General features: G+C 60.7%; 17 protein-coding genes. 6 read left to right on the top strand and 11 right to left on the bottom strand.

The window, feature by feature from the left end; genetic code table 11:
• Nucleotides 1–197 precede the first annotated feature (197 nt).
• Nucleotides 198–1,187 carry a polysaccharide deacetylase gene (locus tag HJB84_RS32390; protein ID WP_207581361.1) on the bottom strand — a complete coding sequence of 330 codons (990 nt, stop codon included), beginning with the start codon at nucleotides 1,185–1,187 and terminating at the stop codon, nucleotides 198–200.
• A gap of 121 nt (nucleotides 1,188–1,308) precedes the next feature.
• On the opposite strand from HJB84_RS32390, the gene HJB84_RS32385 reads away from it, so the two are divergent.
• The 3 genes from HJB84_RS32385 (at nucleotide 1,309) to der (ending at nucleotide 4,224) form a co-directional block, all read left to right on the top strand.
• A complete protein-coding gene (locus tag HJB84_RS32385) occupies nucleotides 1,309–1,893 on the top strand; it encodes an NnrU family protein (protein ID WP_207581360.1) in 585 nt (194 codons plus the stop codon).
• Nucleotides 1,894–2,099: 206 nt separating this feature from the next.
• A complete protein-coding gene (locus HJB84_RS32380) occupies nucleotides 2,100–2,783 on the top strand; it encodes a tetratricopeptide repeat protein (protein WP_221117879.1) in 684 nt (227 codons plus the stop codon).
• Nucleotides 2,784–2,799: 16 nt separating this feature from the next.
• A complete protein-coding gene (gene der, locus HJB84_RS32375) occupies nucleotides 2,800–4,224 on the top strand; it encodes a ribosome biogenesis GTPase Der (RefSeq protein ID WP_207581358.1) in 1,425 nt (474 codons plus the stop codon).
• A gap of 235 nt (nucleotides 4,225–4,459) precedes the next feature.
• Here the strand turns inward: der and HJB84_RS32370 are convergent, their stop codons facing one another.
• Entirely contained in the window at nucleotides 4,460–4,897 is a 438-nt protein-coding gene (locus tag HJB84_RS32370; protein WP_207581357.1) for a MarR family winged helix-turn-helix transcriptional regulator, read from the bottom strand.
• Between the two features lie 159 nt (nucleotides 4,898–5,056).
• Here HJB84_RS32370 and HJB84_RS32365 point away from each other — a divergent pair, with 159 nt between their 5' ends.
• Entirely contained in the window at nucleotides 5,057–6,070 is a 1,014-nt protein-coding gene (locus HJB84_RS32365) for an alpha/beta hydrolase (protein WP_207581356.1), read from the top strand.
• 6 nt (nucleotides 6,071–6,076) lie between these two features.
• On the opposite strand, the gene HJB84_RS32360 is transcribed toward HJB84_RS32365, so the two are convergent.
• Both HJB84_RS32360 and HJB84_RS32355 read right to left on the bottom strand, forming a co-directional pair.
• Complete coding sequence (locus HJB84_RS32360; RefSeq protein WP_207581355.1) at nucleotides 6,077–7,258, bottom strand: glycosyltransferase family 1 protein; 1,182 nt, start codon at nucleotides 7,256–7,258, stop codon at nucleotides 6,077–6,079.
• A 238-nt stretch (nucleotides 7,259–7,496) separates the two neighbouring features.
• Nucleotides 7,497–8,537, bottom strand: a complete 1,041-nt coding sequence (locus tag HJB84_RS32355) for a glutamine synthetase beta-grasp domain-containing protein (RefSeq protein ID WP_207581354.1) — start codon at nucleotides 8,535–8,537, stop codon at nucleotides 7,497–7,499.
• Between the two features lie 431 nt (nucleotides 8,538–8,968).
• Between HJB84_RS32355 and gstI the strand changes: the two genes are divergently transcribed.
• A complete protein-coding gene (gstI, locus tag HJB84_RS32350; protein ID WP_003581258.1) occupies nucleotides 8,969–9,160 on the top strand; it encodes a glutamine synthetase translation inhibitor GstI in 192 nt (63 codons plus the stop codon).
• A gap of 61 nt (nucleotides 9,161–9,221) precedes the next feature.
• Here gstI and HJB84_RS32345 read toward each other — a convergent pair whose 3' ends face one another.
• From HJB84_RS32345 to HJB84_RS32315, 7 genes are all read right to left on the bottom strand, one after another.
• Nucleotides 9,222–10,142, bottom strand: a complete 921-nt coding sequence (locus tag HJB84_RS32345) for a sugar kinase (protein ID WP_221117878.1) — start codon at nucleotides 10,140–10,142, stop codon at nucleotides 9,222–9,224.
• A 140-nt stretch (nucleotides 10,143–10,282) separates the two neighbouring features.
• Nucleotides 10,283–10,624, bottom strand: coding sequence for a hypothetical protein (locus HJB84_RS32340; RefSeq protein ID WP_207581352.1), 342 nt, complete (start codon nucleotides 10,622–10,624; stop codon nucleotides 10,283–10,285).
• Nucleotides 10,625–10,757: 133 nt separating this feature from the next.
• Nucleotides 10,758–11,744 carry an ABC transporter ATP-binding protein gene (locus HJB84_RS32335; protein WP_207581351.1) on the bottom strand — a complete coding sequence of 329 codons (987 nt, stop codon included), beginning with the start codon at nucleotides 11,742–11,744 and terminating at the stop codon, nucleotides 10,758–10,760.
• Nucleotides 11,737–12,744 carry an ABC transporter ATP-binding protein gene (locus tag HJB84_RS32330; RefSeq protein ID WP_207581350.1) on the bottom strand — a complete coding sequence of 336 codons (1,008 nt, stop codon included), beginning with the start codon at nucleotides 12,742–12,744 and terminating at the stop codon, nucleotides 11,737–11,739. Before HJB84_RS32330 ends, HJB84_RS32335 begins: the two co-directional genes overlap by 8 nt.
• A 1-nt stretch (nucleotide 12,745) precedes the next feature.
• Nucleotides 12,746–13,663: an ABC transporter permease subunit gene (locus HJB84_RS32325; RefSeq protein WP_207581349.1), complete on the bottom strand. Its 918-nt coding sequence runs from the start codon at nucleotides 13,661–13,663 to the stop codon at nucleotides 12,746–12,748.
• On the bottom strand, nucleotides 13,660–14,583 hold the full coding sequence (locus HJB84_RS32320) for an ABC transporter permease subunit (protein WP_207581348.1): 924 nt from the start codon (nucleotides 14,581–14,583) through the stop codon (nucleotides 13,660–13,662). The genes HJB84_RS32325 and HJB84_RS32320 overlap by 4 nt, the downstream gene beginning before the upstream one ends.
• Nucleotides 14,584–14,631: 48 nt before the next feature.
• The gene (locus HJB84_RS32315; RefSeq protein ID WP_207581347.1) at nucleotides 14,632–16,212 is read right to left on the bottom strand and encodes a peptide ABC transporter substrate-binding protein; all 1,581 of its coding nucleotides are present in this window, start codon (nucleotides 16,210–16,212) and stop codon (nucleotides 14,632–14,634) included.
• A gap of 286 nt (nucleotides 16,213–16,498) precedes the next feature.
• Here HJB84_RS32315 and HJB84_RS32310 point away from each other — a divergent pair, with 286 nt between their 5' ends.
• Nucleotides 16,499–18,145 (top strand): alpha-glucosidase family protein, encoded by a 1,647-nt coding sequence (locus tag HJB84_RS32310; protein WP_221117877.1) that lies wholly within the window; start codon nucleotides 16,499–16,501, stop codon nucleotides 18,143–18,145.
• Nucleotides 18,146–18,224 lie beyond the last annotated feature (79 nt).

Here is an 18,224-nt window from a genome sequence, read left to right as displayed (position 1 = left end):
CGACTATTCGGTCGTACGTGACGATGACGAAGATCCCAGGCTCATCCACGGTTGTAACCAGAGGGGGAACGGGCGACTTCGTCACGCCTCTGGCCGGGTGGCCACCCGGCCAGAGGCTCAATCGCTTTCATCGCACAAAATCTCTAACGTGCAGATACAAGGGGGCTACACGGCACAGCGCCTCAAAAAATATTCCGTCAAAGCCCTGACGACTGCTGCAATTTCCCGCGGGCCTCGATCAGCGAGATCGCTTCGGAATAGCTGACGCAGGCGACGTCGGCGCGATGGCAGACGTCGCCGACCAACCGGTCGAGGGCGCGCCAGTAGGCGCCGCCGTTCATTTCGACGAAGTGGAAGCCGAGCTGGAGGGGGGTGCGGCCGCCGGCATATTGTTTGTCGAAAGCTTCTTTGAAGGCCGAATAGGCGCGCTCCTCGAAGGCAGCGCTGTCCACTCTGTCTTCTTCACCCTTGGAATGGCGGACGAAGAGATTGTAGTCCATGCCGATGATCGGCTTTTCGCTCGGGCCCTCGGGGATCAGCGGCAGGCCGAAGCGGATGATGCCGTCTTCCTCGACCGGCATGGCCGGACCTTTGGTGACGAGGCTTGCGTCATAGCTGAAACCCGCCTTCTTTTCGGCGGCGATCATATCGGCGCCCGCCGTTGCGGAAAGATAGGGTGCGCGAAAACCCTTGATGCCATGGTCGACCAGATCCCGCCAGCCGGCCGGCTCCTGGAGGCCGACGCTTGTCCAGGCATTTTTCAACGTCGCGTGGAAGGTGGCGTATTCGGCCGACCAGTCGGCCTCGCTCCAGAGACGGCCATCGAAATGGCCGCAGGCATGGCTCGATATGTCGTGGCCTTCGAGATGGGCGTGCCAGATATTGCCGAGCCTTTCGCGGATCTCGTCGTCGCTCTGGGCGAAGCCGACATTGGATTTGCCGCGCTTCTGATGCGGCGCCTGGTAGGCCTTCTTCGCCGCCTCGTTCATCAGGAAAGTGCAGGAGAGGAAATAGGTAAAGTGGGCGCCGTTCTTCGCGGCCATCTCGCGGCTCTTCAGCCAGAGCGCATTGTCGTGGGCGCCGTCGAACGAAATGATGACCAGCTGTTTCGGCCGGTCGGCCGCCTCTGCCATCGTCGGCAGGAGGAACGACACAGCCAGACAGGTGGAGAGGAGATGACGAGACATGGACACCGCGACAATTTGTTCGCGATTTCCCTCCGATAGAATTGCGGCGAAGCTGCGGTCTTACTGGCATTTTTTCACGCCAGCCGGTAAGCCATGACAAACGGCACGGAAGGGACCCGCAATGACTTTGCTTATCGTCGGCATTATACTTTTCCTCGGGGTGCATTTGGTGCGGGTGGTATCGCCCGGCTTCCGCCGTTCGATGATCGCAAGCCTCGGCGAAAAGGGGTGGCGGGCGGCCTATTCCATCGCGAGTCTGGCGACGCTGATCCTATTGATCTACGGCTTCGGGCGGGCGCGTGAAGTAACCGGAATGCTTTACAATCCGCCGGTCTGGATGGCGCATATCACGATCACGCTGATGCTGATCGCAATGATCTGTCTCGTCGCCTCGCTATTGCCGGCGGGGCATATCGCCACCAAGACCAAACATCCGATGGTGCTGTCGGTGAAAATCTGGGCGCTTGCCCATCTGCTCGCCAATGGTGAGACGTCGTCGGTGCTGTTGTTTGCGGCCTTCCTCGCCTGGGGCGTCATCCTGCGCATCTCGCTGAAAAGACGGCAGCGGGCGGGCGAGATCGTGCTTCGGCCCTTCGTCTCGGCCAAATACGACCTCTATGCCGTTATCATCGGCATCGTCGTCTGGGCGCTGATCATCTGGAAGCTGCACGAATGGCTGATCGGCGTTTCGCCGCTCGCCATGTGACCTGCGCATACCCCCGAAAATCGATTCCGATTTTTGGAAAGGATTATGCGCGGATTCAAAGTGTTAGAGCGTCCTTGGCGCATCTGAAAAGACGCGCGGCGCTCTAATCTTTCATATCCCCCTTACAACGGCGGCAAAATGGAGTAGAAGGCCCGACAATGTGCGTTTTGCACAACGTATAGGTATTTCCGCGGCCGGAGACGAGAATGGCATTCAACGACGACAGCTTCATCCGTGAAGTCAATGAGGAATTGCGCTCCGACCAGATGAAGGGCGTCTGGCGCCGGTTCGGCCGCTATATCATCGTCGTCGCCATCCTGATCGTCGCCGGCACCGCCGGCAAGGTTCTCTTCGAATATTGGGACGATACCCGCTCCTCGGGCGCCGGTGACCAGTTCCTGGCGGCGATGAAGCTTGCCGACGAGAACAAGAATGACGAGGCGCTGGCCGCGCTCGACAAGCTCGAAAAGGAAGGCCACGGCGCTTATCCGGTGCTGGCGCGCATGCGGGCCGCGACTGTCGAAGTCCAGAAGGGCGATACCGCTGCGGCGATCGCTTCCTTCAACGAGATCGGCAAGGACAATGGTGTTCCGGCCGCCGTGCGCGATGCCGCCAAAATGCGGGCCGGCTGGCTGCTCATCGAAAACGGCTCTTACGAACAGGTTTCGGCCGCGATCGAGGAAATGGCCGTCCCAGGCAACGCTTTCCGCCATTCGGCACGCGAAGCGCTCGGCCTTGCTTCCTTTAAGGGCGGCAACATGGCGCAGGCTCGGCAGTGGTTCCAGTCGATCGTCGATGATACCGACAGCCCGCGCAATGTTGCCAATCGCGCCCACATGATGCTTGATCTCATCACCGCATCCGGCAAGGCGCCCGCCGCGCAGGGCTGAGTTTTAAGGAAAAAGAATGAGTTTCACGGTCGCGATCGTCGGTCGTCCGAATGTCGGCAAGTCGACCCTTTTTAACCGCCTGGTGGGTAAGAAGCTGGCGCTCGTCGATGACACGCCGGGTGTGACCCGCGACCGCCGTCCGGGTGATGCGCGGCTGATGGGCCTGACCTTCACCATTATCGACACGGCCGGTCTGGAAGAGGCCGACGCGGAAAGCCTGCAGGGCCGGATGCGCGCCCAGACGGAAGCGGCGATCGACGAGGCGGATCTTTCGCTTTTCATCGTCGACGCTAAGAGCGGATTGACGCCCGTCGATACCGATCTTGCCGAAATGCTGCGCCGGCGCGGCAAGCCGGTGGTTCTCGTCGCCAACAAATCCGAGGCGCGCGGCTCCGACAGCGGCTTCTACGACGCCTACACGCTCGGGCTTGGCGAGCCGACGCCGATTTCGGCCGAACACGGCGAGGGCATGCTCGATCTGCGTGATGCGATCGTCGAGGCTATCGGCAAGGACCGGGCTTATCCGGCGAAGGAGGAGGTCGCCGTCACCAACGTCGACATTCCTCAGTCTGAAGGCGAGGGCAGCGATGAGGACGAAGAGCCTGCCTATGACGACACCAAGCCTTTGCGCGTGGCGATCGTCGGGCGGCCGAATGCCGGCAAGTCGACGCTGATCAACCGTTTCCTCGGTGAGGACCGGCTTTTGACCGGGCCGGAGGCGGGCATCACTCGCGATTCCATCTCGGTCGAATGGGATTGGCGCGGCCGCACCATCAAGATGTTCGATACGGCAGGCATGCGACGCAAGGCCAGGGTGATCGAGAAGCTGGAAAAGCTCTCTGTCGCCGACGCGTTGCGCGCCATCCGTTTCGCTGAGACAGTGGTGATCGTCTTCGATGCGACGATCCCCTTCGAGAAGCAGGACCTGCAGATCGTCGACCTGGTGCTGCGCGAGGGCCGCGCGGCCGTTCTCGCTTTCAACAAGTGGGATATGATCGAGGACCGGCAGGCGGTGCTTGCGGACCTTCGCGAAAAGACCGATCGGCTGCTGCCGCAGGCACGGGGCATCCGCGCGGTGCCGATCTCCGGCCAGACCGGCTGGGGCCTCGACAAGCTGATGCAGTCGATCATCGACACCGACATGATCTGGAACAAGCGCATTTCGACGGCGAAGCTCAATCGCTGGCTGGAAACGCAACAGATCCAGCATCCGCCACCGGCCGTTTCCGGCCGCCGCATCAAGCTGAAGTACATGACGCAGGTCAAGGCTCGCCCGCCGGCCTTCATGATTTCCTGCACGCGCTCCGACGCGCTGCCGGAATCCTATACGCGTTATCTGATTAACGGGCTGCGTGCCGATTTCGACATGCCGAGCGTGCCGATCCGTATTCATTTCCGTTCGGCTGAGAATCCGTTTGAAGGCAAGAAGAGGCGGACGTAGGGGTTCTTGGGGCGCCAGTTGGCGTTTGTGGAATATCCGTTCGCGTCGTGCCTGGGGTTACCCCTGCCGGGCATCTCCCCCACAGGTGGGGAGATCGGCTGGGCGGACCCGCTCGCTCCAGCATCAATTGTTTGGGGAGATGCTATCCGCGAGTCGATCTCCCCCCTTGTGGGGGAGATGCCCGGCAGGGCAGAGGGGGTAACCCCAGGTACGACCTATCTCGATCGTCTTGAACCTAAGCCACGCTCTTATTCAGCGCCTCGCGTAGCGCCACGATCTCAGCCTGTAGCCGAGTAAGATCCGCCGCATCGCGACCGCTGGCCTCGGCGATGCAGCCCGGTATGCCAGTCGCTTTTTCCTTCAGCCGCTTGCCTTCTTCGCTGAGGCGGATGACGACGACGCGCTCGTCCTCGCGGCTGCGTTCGCGCCTGATATAGCCGGCGCTTTCCAGGCGTTTGAGCAGAGGGGTCAGCGTGCTCGATTCCAGGAAGAGCTTTTCGCCGAGGCCGCCGACGGTCTGGCCGTCCTGTCCCCACAGCGCGACCATGGCCAGATATTGCGGATAGGTGAGGCCGAGTGCGTCGAGAAGCGGCTTGTAAACGCGGTTCAGCGCATGGCTTGCCGTATAGACGGCGAAGCAGATGAAATCGTCGAGCTTCAGCTGATCCTGCATGGTCATCTCCAGAACTGAGCGAGTTTATATCGTGCGATAAATAATCGCAAGCGTCTTTTTGGCATGGCAGATATGCGGATATGTAGATTGTGCAATAAATAGTCGTGCGCGATACAAAAGCCGTGTTTACGCCGAACACGGAACCGAGAGGACAAGACAATGTCGACCATCAAGACCGCAGTTTCCGCAGCAGCACTCCTGGCAGCCTCCGCCGCCGGCGCGCTTGCTGATCCGGTACTCGAGCCGACAACGCAGAAGTTCATCGATGGCCTTGCCGGCGGCAAGCCGATCTATACGCTATCGCCGACCGATGCCCGCAATGTTCTGGCCGGCGCGCAGAAGGGCGATGTGAAGAAGCCTGCGGCGCAGGAAGAGGATAAGGTCATCAAAACAGGCCCGACCGGCAGCATCAAGCTGCGTATCGTCCGCCCGGAACAGGCCAATGGCACGCTGCCGGTCATCCTCTATTTCCATGGCGGCGGCTGGGTGCTCGGCGATGCGGATACGCATGACCGGCTGGTGCGCGAGATCGCCAACGGCGCCAATGCCGCCGTCGTCTTCGTCGATTACGAACGCTCGCCGGAGGCCCGTTATCCCGTTGCCATCGAGCAGGCCTATGCCGCAACCAAATATGTCGCCGAGCATTCCAAGGAGCTCAACGTCGATGCCGGCAGGCTCGCGGTCGCAGGCGACAGCGTCGGTGGCAACATGGCGGCGGTGGTGACGCTGCTTGCCAAGGAGCGCGGCGGTCCCGCCATCGACCAGCAAGTGCTGTTCTACCCGGTCACGGACGCCAATTTCGACAACGGTTCCTATAACCAGTTCGCCAATGGCCCGTGGCTGACCAAGGAAGCGATGAAGTGGTTCTGGAACGCCTACCTGCCCGACGAAGCCAAGCGCAAGGAGCCGACGGCTTCGCCGCTGCAAGCCTCGTTGGAGCAGTTGAACGGCCTGCCGCCGGCGCTGGTCATCGTCGACGAGAACGACGTGCTGCGCGACGAGGGCGAGGCCTATGCCCGCAAACTCAGCCAGGCTGGCGTCCGAGTCACGTCAATGCGTTACAACGGCACGATCCACGATTTCGTGCTCTTGAACGCCATTGCCGAAACGCCTGCTGCACGCAGCGCGATTGCGGTTGCGAACGACACGCTTCGCAACGCTTTGCACAAGTAGGACGGATTAGTCCGCGGAGGGGAGAGGCCCGGCGGTTTCGCCGGGCTTTCTGCTTCTTGGAAGTGACTTGGCAAATTGCCAAGCCTTCTTCCATTTCGGCGTGATGACGCCGTTGGCAGCGCGGATGTTGTTGATGAACTGCAGCGTCGCCGCTTCCCAGGAATATTGCATGGCAAGCTCGCGCGCCTTGCCGCGCGAGGCGGAAAGCGCGGCAAGGCAAGCGGCCTGAAGGTCCTGGTCCAGCGCGCCGACGTCGCTGTCTTCGCCGATGATATCGAGCGGGCCGGTGACCGGATAGGCTGCGACCGGCACGCCCGATGCCAGCGCTTCGAGGATGGTGTTGCCGAAAGTGTCGGTGAGCGAGGGAAAGACAAAGACATCGGCCTGGGCATAGGCGTTCGCCAGATTCTCGCCGAATTTCACGCCGGTAAAGTGCACCTCGGGATACCGCTGCTCCAGCTCGGCGCGTGCCGGGCCTTCGCCCACCACAACCTTCGAACCCGGCAGGTCGAGATCAAGAAAGGCCGGCAGGTTCTTTTCCAGGGCCACGCGGCCGACCGTCATGAAGATCGGGCGAGGAAGGCCGAATGGCTTCTCTTCAAGAGGCATCGGATGGAATTGCGTGGCGTCAATGCCCCGGGTCCAGGGCATGAGGTTCTTGATGCCGCGTGCAGCAAGCTCGCGAGCAAGGCTCGGCGTCGCGACCATGCACCCAGCGCCGCCATTATGGAACCAGCGTACGAAGGCATAAAGCCAGCTCTGCGGTATCGGCAAGCGGGCGGAAACATATTCGGGAAAGCGCGTGTGATAGCTGGTGGAGAAGGGCATGCCCTTACGCAGGCACCAGCGGCGAGCGGTCAGCCCCAGCGGGCCTTCGGTGGCGATATGCACATAGGAAGGATTGTGTTTTTCGATCTCGCGGGCGATGCGGCGGTAATTGGCGATCGACAGGCGGATTTCGGGATAGGTCGGGCAGGGGATGCTGTTGAAGCGCTCCGGCGTGACCATCGAAACCGCAACGCCCATCGTCGCCAATTCGCGGTTGGTGTTCTCGATCGAGCGCACGACGCCGTTGACCTGCGGATGCCAGGCATCGGTGACGATCACCAGACGTTCGGGCAGGTTGCCGGCGGCTGTAGCATTGGCCCAGCTCTCGCCATGATGAGTGTTTGCTGGACGTTGCAGCATGTCACAATTTCCATCCGCGTTGCCTCGATATGCAACGCTTAGCCCCAAAGCGGGGTTCCGGAACGGCGATTCCCGCCTGCCTATTTTGAGGCATGATCATGATGGAAATATTACAGCCGCATGCCAGCGGTTGCAGGGCTTTCAGCCGCCGGATTCCCGCGATTATGTCAGCGGTCGATCGCGGCTTTCGTGCGGAACGAACGACGGCGCCGGTCGTGGACCGGCGCCGTTTGGAAGGTTAAGCGGCGGCGGAAGCCGAGCTTGCAGTCGGAACTTCCGAAATCGTCTTCAGAACCTGCGAAGCGATCTGGTAGGGGCAGCCCTGAGAGTTCGGACGGCGGTCTTCCAGATAGCCCTTGTAATCGTTCTTGACGAAGGAGTGCGGGACGCGGATCGAAGCGCCACGGTCGGCAACGCCGTAGGAGAACTTGTTCCACGGTGCCGTTTCGTGCTTGCCGGTCAGGCGCTTGTCGTTGTCGGGACCGTAGACTTCGATGTGGTCCATCAGGTTCGTTTCGAACTGCGCCATCAGCGCTTCGAAATAGGCCTTGCCGCCGACTTCGCGCATGAACTTGGTCGAGAAGTTGCAATGCATGCCCGAACCGTTCCAGTCGGTGTCGCCGAGCGGCTTGCAGTGATACTCGATGTCGATGCCGTACTTTTCGGTCAGGCGCTGCAGCAGGTAGCGAGCCATCCAGATCTGGTCGGCGGCTTTCTTGGAGCCCTTGCCGAAAATCTGGAATTCCCACTGGCCCTTGGCCACTTCGGCATTGATGCCTTCGTGGTTGATGCCGGCAGCGAGGCAGAGGTCGAGATGTTCTTCGACGATTTCACGGGCGACGTCGCCGACGTTCGAATAGCCGACGCCGGTGTAATATGGACCCTGCGGAGCCGGGTAGCCCTGCTCGGGGAAGCCAAGCGGACGGCCGTTCTGGTAGAAGAAGTATTCCTGCTCGAAACCGAACCAGGCATCTTCATCGTCGAGAATGGTTGCGCGAGCGTTGCTCGAGTGCGGCGTGACGCCATCGGGCATCATGACTTCGCACATGACGAGCGCGCCGTTGGTGCGGGCCGGGTCGGGATAGATGGCGACGGGCTTCAGCACGCAATCGGAACTGCGGCCTTCGGCCTGCATGGTCGACGAACCGTCGAAGCCCCAGAGCGGAAGCTGTTCCAGCGTCGGGAATACGTCGAATTCCTTGATCTGCGTCTTGCCACGCAGGTTCGGTACCGGAGTGTACCCATCGAGCCAAATATACTCGAGCTTATATTTTGTCATCGTGACTCTCTCAATGCGACAAAGGTGAGCAAATCCGGAAGCGATTTCGGCGCGTAAAGCGCATCCGACCGCCAGGGGATGACACTTTAAAAGCACGTAGCGTGCCAGTTTGGCCGAGGGAGAAGAAAAAATCGCAAATCGGCAGGCCAACATGCGTTTTCTTTTGCCGAAACCACCCCGTTTTGACGGGGGAAGGCCGTATCATCAGCAGGAAACCGAGTTTTTCGCTGCGGAACCGGATGAAAATTTCGGCGTTAGCTTGGGAGTGATGAAGTGTTGAACAAATAGGCGGACGCTCTCGGCGCAGACAGCATATCGATCAATCATAATATATTGATGCATATAATTTGTGCAATTTGCATAAACTATGGGCACCGTGTTATGGTCGTAGCCTTGAATGTTGATGCGCCGAACTGAATGGAGGCGATCTCATGCCCACCGGTTTCCACCGTGAATCTGCAACGATCTACCAGTTTCCCGTTAAGCCGACGCGGACCGCCAATCGGTTCGAACGCGCCCGGCTGATGGAACGCGAGGCAGCCGACGTCTGCGACGCAGCGCTTGACAGCTGCTGGTATCATGACGAGGCGGTTCGCGAGTCCGATCGGCCGACGAAGTCCTGATTTTTTATCCCCGCAACCCGGGGCAAAAACTTCAACAGGCGAGCGCGCTTGCGCGTGCGGGTCAGCCGCCCTTCAATCCAAGCTTGTCCTTTGCCACCAGCGCGCCGTGTTCACTGACGACGTGGGCTGCAACGCCTGCGGCGAAGCCGGCTGCTGCGGTTGCGTCCTCTGTTTCAAGATAGTGTGCGAGGAAGGCGCCGTTAAAACTGTCGCCCGCGCTGGTGGTATCGACCACCTTCTCCACCTTTTCGGCCGGAACGAAGCTCTCTTCGCCGGCAAAGTTCAATCTCACCCCATCCGCGCCGTTCTTGACGACGACGTCGGCGGCGCCGAGTCCGTGATAGCGGTGGATCGTCGCCTCGATGGAATCATCACCGAAATGGGCGGCCTCGTCGTCGAAGCTCGGCATCACGAGCACGGACGAGCGAGCGCCCTCGCTGATCGTCGTGTGCATGATGTCATAGCTCGACCACAGGCGGGGGCGGATGTTCGGGTCGAACACCACCAGCTTGCCGGCGGCCTTGGCGCGGCGGATTTCGGCGAGCAGCGTCGTGGCATCCTCCGGCGGCAGGATGGCAAGGGTGATGCCGGAGAAATAGACGACATCAGCGCTTTCCACCGCCTCACGCAGGCGATCCGGGTCGGCCGCGAGGCTGCGGGCAGCCGAATTATCGCGCCAGTAGCTGAAGGAGCGCTCGCCGTTTTTCAGGTTGATCATGTAAAGGCCGGGCGTCTTGCCCTTGATGCGGTGAATAAGGCTGGTGCCGATGCCTGCCTTGTCGATGAAGGCCACCATCTCATCCGACATGGCGTCCTCGCCGAGGGCGGTGAAATAATCGACCGACCAGTCGGCGGCAAGGCAGGCGCGGGCATACCAAGCGGTGTTGAACGTATCGCCGGCGAAACCTTTGCGCAGCAGGCCGTCACCTGCCTGCGAGAGTTCCACCATGCATTCACCGATCGATAGAAACCGTCTGCTCACCTTGCCCTCCCGGCATTGCTCTTCATCGCTGATACGCGGAGCCAGCCAGAGTGACAAGCGCTGATATCATTGGCGCCGATATCGCGGGAGGTAAAAGCCCGCCCTCGAGACGCGGCGAAGGCGGGCGCTGCGAGGGCTGCCTATTCGTGGATGGTGTAGCTGCCCATCTGGCAAAGATCCTGCGTATCTTCGGTGGTTTCGAGGTTTGATCCTTCCTCGAACTCGAAGCGCATATCGTATTTGCAGACGGTGCGGCCATCGGCGATGGTGATGTCCATGCTTTCGCCCGGATTGAGAACTTCATCGCCGAAGACGTCCTCTTCCCAGTTGTCGACGCCGGTTGGAGCGCTGTAGAAGCGCGCCAGGACGGAGTTCGTGCCGTTGGTCAGCTTGAACTTCAGATCTTCGGCATGCGACGAAGCGGCGGAGGCAGCGATAATCGCGGCCGCAACCGCGATCAATCCTGATAGTTTCGATCTCATATATGCGTTCCCCAGCCCTTGATTGGGCGGGAAAGAAATAGCACGTGCGCGGATAAATCTTTCTTATCGGGGATTTTAGAACCCAAAATAAGTCCGCTTTTCCAAGCGCTTCATCCTGAAGTTGCGTGGCCGCTCATGGCCTGTCCATATGATAACAGGCGGCCTTCTGACCGGGGCGGACTTCCTCGGTCGGCGGCATTTCGGTGCGACAGATATCGGTCGCCTTCCAGCAGCGCGGCGAGAAGACGCAGCCTTTCGGCGGGTTGAGCGGCGAGGGCGGATCGCCCTGCAGGCGGATGCGGGTGCGCAGCCGCGCGAGCTTCGGATCCGGGATCGGTGCTGCGGAAAACAGCGCCTGCGTATAGGGGTGAGCCGGATGATCGAAGACGGTGGCGCAGTCGCCGGCTTCCACCACCCTGCCGAGATAGAGCACCAGAACATCGTCGGAGATCAGCCGCACGACGGAAAGATCGTGGCTGATGAAGATCAGCGTCAGGCCGAATTCCTTGCGCAGCTTGCGCAGAAGCGTGATGACCTGGCCCTGGATCGAAACGTCGAGAGCCGAAACCGGCTCATCGCAGATGATGAGCTTCGGTTTGGTGATGACGGCGCGGGCAATGCCGATGCGTTGCGCCTGGCCGCCGGAAAATTCGTGCGGATAACGGTTGATCATCTCCGGCACCAGGCCGACGGCGGTCATGATCTCGCGGACGCGTTCGGTGCGCCCGGCCTTCGAAAGTTTCGGCTCGAAGACGGTGAGCGGCTCGGCGATGATGTCGCCGACCGTCATGCGCGGGTCGAGCGAGGCGATCGGATCCTGGAAGATGATCTGCATGTCGCGGCGGGCGGCGCGCATTTCCTCTTCAGACAGGTCGAGAAGGTTGCGGCCCTGCCAGAGGATGCGGCCCTTCTGCGATTTCAGCAGCCGCAGGATGGAGCGGCCGAGCGTGGACTTGCCGCAGCCGGATTCGCCGACAATGCCGAGTGTGCGGCCTTCTGCGAGGTCGAAGCTGACATTGTTGACGGCGGTGAGGAAAATCGGCGGTTTGAACAGGCCCTTCGCCGGCAGTTCGAACTGGGTCGTCAGGTTCTCGACCCGCAGAAGCGATCGTTCAGCCATGGCTCAGCAACTCCTCACGACGCGGGAAGGGATGGTAGCAGGCGGCGCAGTGGCGCGGCGCCAGTGTTTCGAGTGACGGCGGACGGTCGATGCAATCGTCCTGGACCTGGGAACAGCGCGGCGAGAAATTGCAGCCCTTCGGCAGGTGCTGCAGGTTCGGCGGGCGCCCGGGGATGACGACGAGATCGTCGACATCCTGGTCCGGCCGCGGGATCGAGGCATGAAGCGCCGCCGTATAGGGATGGGCCGGGTTGTCGAAGAGTTCGTCGACGGGCGCTTCCTCGACGATGCGGCCGGCATACATAACGGCGACGCGGTCGGCGAGGCCGGCGACGACGCCGAGATCGTGGGTGATCATGATGAGTGCCGTGTTCATCTCCGCCGTCAGATCGTTGAACAGATCGAGGATCTGTGCCTGGATGGTGACGTCGAGCGCCGTCGTCGGTTCGTCGGCGATCAGCAGCTTCGGTTTGGTAAGCAGCGCCATGGCAATGACGATACGCTGGCGCATGCCGCCGGAAAGCTCATGGGGATAGAGATGGAAGCGCCGCGTCGGGTCGGGGATGCCGACGCGTTTCAGCATGTCGAGGGCCGCCTCAGATGCAGCTCGCGCCGTCAGGCCGCGGTGGACCTCGAGCTGTTCCGTCAGCTGCCGGGAGATCTTCAGCGACGGGTTCAAGGCGGTCATAGGGTCCTGGAAAACCATCGCCATGTCCTTGCCGCGGATCTGGTCGAGCGCGCGCGGCTTCAGCGACAGTACGTCCTTGCCTTCGAGCAAGGCCTGGCCCGTCGTCCTGCCGTTCTTGGCGAGCAGGCCCATGATGCCGAGGAAGGTCTGGCTCTTGCCGGAGCCGGATTCGCCGACGATGGCGATGCGTTCGCCGCGCCGGACGGTGAGATTGATGTTCGAGACCGCCTTCACCTCGCCGTCAGGTGTTTTGAAGGTGATCGAATAGTCCTTGAGTTCAAGGAGTATTTCTTTCTGCGTTTCATGGGGCATTCTAGCGATCCTTCGGGTCGAACGCATCGCGCAGGCCGTCGCCGATGAAGAGCAGACTGAGCAGTAGCGCCACGAGGAAGCTTGCCGGGAAGATCAGCAGCCACGGCATGCTTTCCATGGCATCGCTCCCCTCGGCGATCAGCGTGCCGAGCGAGGTCAGCGGTTCCTGGACGCCGAAGCCGAGATAGGAAAGAAAGCTTTCGGTGGCGATGATCTCGGGCACGGTCAGTGCTGCGAAGATCACTACGGGTCCGACGAGGTTCGGAATGATGTGCTTGAGGATGATCTTGAGCGGTCTCTGCCCGGAGGCACGGGCCGCCTCGATGAATTCCCGGTGCTTGATCGACAGCGTCTGGCCACGCACGATGCGGGCCATGGTCAGCCATTCCAGCGCGCCGATCGCGGCGAAAAGCAGATAGACGTTGCGGCCGAAAATTACCATCAGCAGGATGACGAAGAGGATGTAGGGGAACGCGTACATGATGTCGACGAAGCGCATCATGATCGCGTCCAGCCTGCCGCCAATATAGCCCGAAATCGCACCGTAAAGTACGCCGATGACGACCGAGACGACGGTCGCCGTCAGCGCCACAGCAAGGGAGATGCGGGTGCCGTAAAGCACGCGAGCGAGAAGGTCGCGGCCGTTCGGGTCGGTGCCGAAATAATGGCCGGTCTCAATCGAGGGCGGGATGCGGAAGGCGGCCCAATCAGGATCCTCGTAGTTGAAAGGAATGAACCAGGGGCCGAGGAAGGCGGCGAGGATCAACAGCGCCAGGACCACGATCGATAGGACGGCCGCCTTGTTGCGCCCGAGACGGCGCAGTGCATCCTTAGTGAGCGAACGGCCTTCGGGTGCCAGGCCCTCCGCTTCCAGAAGCTCCTGGGCGAGCAGCTCGCGTTTTGCGGGGTTGAGGATCATCGGTTTCTCACTTTCGGGTCGAGCCAGGCATAGGCGATATCGACCAGAAGGTTCAGGAATACGATCAGCACCATGTAGAAAATGACCGTGCCGAGAACCATGCCGTAATCGCGGTTCAGCGCTGCGTTGACGAAGTAGCGGCCGATGCCGGGCAATCCGAAGATGCTTTCGACAACGAGCGAACCAGTGAGAAGATAGCTTGCCGCCGGCCCGAGATAGGAGACGACAGGCATCAACGCCGGTTTCAGCGCATGACGCATTACCGTCAGCCGCGGGCCGATGCCCTTGGCCTTGGCTGTTCGGATGAAGTTCTGGTTCATCACCTCGATCATCGAGCCACGGGTGATGCGCGAGATGCGGCCTGCATGCGGCAGAGCCAGAACGACGATCGGCAGGACCAGGTATTTGATCGAGCCGTCACCCCAGCCGCCGACCGGAAACCAGGCGAGATGGATGCCGAAGATAAGCTGCAGGATCGGCGCGATCAGGAAGTTCGGCAGCACGACGCCGACCAGGATGAGAGCACCGAGAATGTAATCCGGCGTCTTGTTCTGGTAGAGCGCCCCAAGACAGCCAACGGCGACGCCGATGATGATGGCGAGCACGAAGGCGGCCGTGCCGATGGTGAAGGTGTAGGGCAGACCGATCATGATCTGCTGTGCGACGGTAAAATCCTCGCTGGCGAAGGAGGGGCCGAGATCGCCCCGGAGCAGGTCACCGACATAGATCAGGTACTGCTGAATCAACGGCTTGTCGAGATTGTAGTGGATCGCGAGGTTCTTCAGGATCACCGGCGGCAATGGCCTTTCGCCATCGAACGGGCCGCCGGGGGCAAGGCGCAAAACGAAAAAGCAGGCTGTGACGGCGATCCACAGAACGGGGATCGTCGAAAGCAATCGACGGAGGGCGTATTTGATCATGGTCGTGGGCCGGTCCTTCCAGCAGTGCGCGAGAAGGACCGTTTTCCCTTACTCTTTCATCGACAGCCAACGGGTGCGGTGGATGTCCTGGATGTTGTCGACGAAGCCTTCGATCTTCGGAGAAACGACGTTCTTCGAAACGTAGTAGTAGATCGGCAGGGCGGCGGAATCATCCAGCGCCAGCTGCTCGGCCTTCTTGAAGATTTCGGCGCGCTTTTTCAGATCCGTCTCGGCGTTGCCGTCCTTGATCAACTTGTCGTACTCGGGATTGGACCAGCGGCCGTAGTTCATCTGGACGCCTGTGACCAGGAGATTCAGGAAATTGTCCGGATCGTTGTAATCGGCGAGCCAGCCAGCGCGGCCGATCTGCACCTCGCCGCGCTGCAACTGGTCATAGTGCACCTTGGTCTCGGCATTGACGAGTTCGACATTGACGCCGAGCGGCTTCCACATCGAGGCGATCGCAACGGCGATGCGTTTGTGGTTGTCGTTGGTGTTGTATTTGAGCTCGGCAGTCAGCGGATGATCCGGGCCGAAACCGGCTTCCTTCAGCAGCTTCTTGGCTTCTTCGACCTTGTCCTTATAAGGAAGGTCCTTCCAGGAGACGTAGGCCGGTTCGCCGTAGTTTGCGGTACCCGGCGGAACCCAGGAATAGGCCGGCAGTTCGCCGGTGCCGAGAATCTGCGGGCCGATGACTTCGCGGTTGATCGCCATGGAGAGAGCCTGGCGCACGCGCTTGTCGGCGAAGGGCGGCTTGGTCGAATTGATGACGTAGTAGTAGAGGCCGGAGAAGGGCGCCACATGCGCCTGGCCAGGCAGGTTCTTTTTCATCCACTCGTACTGGTCGGTCGGGAAGTCGGTGAGGATATCGAATTCGCCGGCGCGGTAGCGTTTCAGCGCGGCTTCCTGGTCTTCGAGCACGAAGAACTTCGCGCCGTCGATCTTCAGGTCCTTGGCGCCGTACCACTGGTCGTTCTTGACCGTGGTGACATGCGAGCCCGGAACCCATTCGACCGGCTTATACGGACCGTTAGTAACGATGTTGCCGATCTTGACCCAATCCTGCCCCTTCGCCTCGACGACGTGCTTGGGCAGCGGATAGGCGGTGTAATGCATCAGGGCATTGAGGAAATAGGGGGTCGGATTTTCAAGGGTGATTTCGAGTGTCTTGTCATCGATCGCCTTGACGCCGAGCTCGTTGAGATCGGTGATCTCACCCTTGTTGATCTTTTCGGCATTCTTGATGGTGAACTGCAGATAGGCATAATCGGCGGCGTTCTTCGGGTCGACGAGGCGCTGGAAGGCGAAGACGAAGTCTCCCGCCGTTACCGGCTGGCCATCGGACCACTTGATGCCGTCGCGAAGTTTGAAGGTGTAAACCTTGCCATCAGGCGAAATCGTCCAGCTTTCTGCCTGGCCGGGGACCGGATTATCCTTGGCGTCCTCGGTGACCAGACCTTCGAAGATGTCGCCGGCGATACGATTTTCCCAGTCTCCGGAAAGCTTCTGCGGATCGAGCGACTGCGGGTCGCCACCATTGTGAATATTCAGTGTGGCGGCATGCGCCGAAAACGCCAGCAATGTGCCAAGCATTGCAGAGGCGAGAAATTTTTTCGTGAACTGGTTCATGGTGGGTCCACCTTTCTAGGCTTTGCGCCTTTATTAGACATCTGTTCCCGACGTTTGACCTCTTACGTGCAGGTCAGCGCGCACCTTATCGCAAAGGAATCGCGTTGCAACCCCAAATCCGGACGCTGGAAACGGGTTGTGGATAAGCCTATATGCGTCTCCTCCTTGTCGGATCGCGACGACGCGTCGCTGCCCTCCTAACCGCCTCCATTAAGGCCCCACCCTGGTTGTCTTTTGCCCCGTCCGCTTTAGTGTGGCGGCGCAGACGAGGCAGGAGATTTAGTCGATGGCATTGCAAGCAGGCGGGAATGCGGACTGGTGGCGCGGCGCGGTGATCTATCAGGTATACCCGCGCTCGTTTCAGGACACCAACAGCGACGGGCTCGGCGACCTCAAGGGGATCACCCGCCGGCTGCCGCATATTGCCAGCCTCGGCGTCGACGCGATCTGGCTTTCGCCCTTCTTCAAGTCGCCGATGGCCGACATGGGTTATGACGTTTCCGATTATTGCGATGTCGACCCGATCTTTGGGACGCTCGCCGATTTCGACGAGATGATGGCCGAGGCGCACGGGCTCGGCATCAAGGTCGTCATCGATCAGGTAATCTCGCACACGTCCGACCGGCATCCGTGGTTCGTCGAGAGCCGGACAAGCCGGACCAATCCCAGGGCGGACTGGTATGTCTGGGCCGACCCGAAGCCGGATGGCACGGCGCCGAATAACTGGCTGTCGATCTTCGGCGGGCCGGGCTGGGAGTGGGACGGCGTGCGCCGGCAATATTACCAGCACAATTTTCTGACCTCGCAGCCGGACCTGAATTTCCACAGCAAGTCCGTGCAGGATGCGGTGCTGGAGACGGTGAAGTTCTGGCTCGACCGCGGCGTCGACGGCTTCCGGCTGGATACCGTCAACTATTATTTCTGCGACAAGCAGCTCAGAAGCAATCCGCCGCATGAGCCTGATGAGGATGATGCCGGCCTCGATGCGCCCGACAGCAATCCCTATGGCATGCAAAACCACCTCTACGACAAGACGCAACCGGAAAACGTCGATTTCCTCAAACGCTTCCGGTTGCTGCTTGACCAATACGAGGATCGTACGACCGTCGGTGAAGTCGGCGACGGCGGGCGTTCGCTGAAGACGGTGGCCGCCTATACCAGCGGCGGCGATAAGCTGCATATGTGCTACACATTCGACCTCTTGGGACCGGATTTCACCGCCGAGCATATTCGCGGCTGCGTCGAGGCTTTCCAGAAGTCAGTGACCGACGGCTGGGTCTGCTGGGCTTTTTCAAACCACGACGTCATGCGCCATGTCAGCCGTTTTGCGCTGACGGCCGATGAGCGGCTCGTCATCGCCAAGCTGGCGATCTCGGTGCTTGCGGCGTTGCGCGGCTCGATCTGCCTCTACCAGGGCGAGGAGCTCGGTCTGCCGGAGGCGGAGCTCGCCTTCGAGGATCTGCGTGATCCCTACGGCATCCGCTTCTGGCCGGCCTTCAAAGGCCGCGACGGATGCCGCACACCGATGCCCTGGGAGGCCGGCAAGGCGCATGCGGGCTTCACGTCTGCAGAAAAGAGCTGGTTGCCGGTGCCTTACGAGCAGGCCGCACTTTCCGTGGATACGCAGGAGGGGAACGACAGCTCGGTGCTGCATCACTACCGCAAGACGCTCGCATTCCGAAAAAAACACCCGGCGCTGATCGACGGCGAGATGACCTTCATCGGCACCAACCAGGATCTGCTCGTCTTCACCCGCGAAAAGGACGGGGAAAAACTGCTCTTCGTTTTCAACCTGACGCGCAAGCCAGCGGAATTCCGCCTGCCTGGGGGCTTGGTGCTGGGCGAACCGCTTGAGATGCCGGGCTTTGAACCGGTGTCGGCTTCGGGGCTGGTGAAGCTTGCGGCGCTGGACGGGTTCTGTGCGCGGGTCTGATGTCCACGCTATCGCCGCGCAGGAGATCGGGCTTGAACTGACGACGAGGCATCACGCGGTTTGAGATTTGGATATCCGC

Source organism: Rhizobium sp. NZLR1b (assembly GCF_019685155.1).
In the GTDB taxonomy this organism is placed as follows: domain Bacteria; phylum Pseudomonadota; class Alphaproteobacteria; order Rhizobiales; family Rhizobiaceae; genus Rhizobium.
The sequence above is the reverse complement of the archived record's forward strand: the minus strand, read 5'-3'. Positions and strand labels throughout refer to the sequence as shown.

Excerpts from the sequence above, each read along its gene's own strand:
- HJB84_RS32370 (WP_207581357.1), bottom strand. The coding sequence starts at position 4,897 with ATGCAGGATCAGCTGAAGCTCGACGATTTCATCTGCTTCGCCGTCTAT.
- der (WP_207581358.1), top strand. The coding sequence starts at position 2,800 with ATGAGTTTCACGGTCGCGATCGTCGGTCGTCCGAATGTCGGCAAGTCG.
- HJB84_RS32360 (WP_207581355.1), bottom strand. The coding sequence starts at position 7,258 with ATGCTGCAACGTCCAGCAAACACTCATCATGGCGAGAGCTGGGCCAAT.
- HJB84_RS32380 (WP_221117879.1), top strand. The coding sequence starts at position 2,100 with ATGGCATTCAACGACGACAGCTTCATCCGTGAAGTCAATGAGGAATTG.
- HJB84_RS32335 (WP_207581351.1), bottom strand. The coding sequence starts at position 11,744 with ATGGCTGAACGATCGCTTCTGCGGGTCGAGAACCTGACGACCCAGTTC.
- HJB84_RS32355 (WP_207581354.1), bottom strand. The coding sequence starts at position 8,537 with ATGACAAAATATAAGCTCGAGTATATTTGGCTCGATGGGTACACTCCG.
- HJB84_RS32365 (WP_207581356.1), top strand. The coding sequence starts at position 5,057 with ATGTCGACCATCAAGACCGCAGTTTCCGCAGCAGCACTCCTGGCAGCC.
- HJB84_RS32320 (WP_207581348.1), bottom strand. The coding sequence starts at position 14,583 with ATGATCAAATACGCCCTCCGTCGATTGCTTTCGACGATCCCCGTTCTG.
- HJB84_RS32390 (WP_207581361.1), bottom strand. The coding sequence starts at position 1,187 with ATGTCTCGTCATCTCCTCTCCACCTGTCTGGCTGTGTCGTTCCTCCTG.
- HJB84_RS32385 (WP_207581360.1), top strand. The coding sequence starts at position 1,309 with ATGACTTTGCTTATCGTCGGCATTATACTTTTCCTCGGGGTGCATTTG.
- HJB84_RS32325 (WP_207581349.1), bottom strand. The coding sequence starts at position 13,663 with ATGATCCTCAACCCCGCAAAACGCGAGCTGCTCGCCCAGGAGCTTCTG.
- HJB84_RS32340 (WP_207581352.1), bottom strand. The coding sequence starts at position 10,624 with ATGAGATCGAAACTATCAGGATTGATCGCGGTTGCGGCCGCGATTATC.
- HJB84_RS32315 (WP_207581347.1), bottom strand. The coding sequence starts at position 16,212 with ATGAACCAGTTCACGAAAAAATTTCTCGCCTCTGCAATGCTTGGCACA.
- HJB84_RS32310 (WP_221117877.1), top strand. The coding sequence starts at position 16,499 with ATGGCATTGCAAGCAGGCGGGAATGCGGACTGGTGGCGCGGCGCGGTG.
- gstI (WP_003581258.1), top strand. The coding sequence starts at position 8,969 with ATGCCCACCGGTTTCCACCGTGAATCTGCAACGATCTACCAGTTTCCC.
- HJB84_RS32330 (WP_207581350.1), bottom strand. The coding sequence starts at position 12,744 with ATGCCCCATGAAACGCAGAAAGAAATACTCCTTGAACTCAAGGACTAT.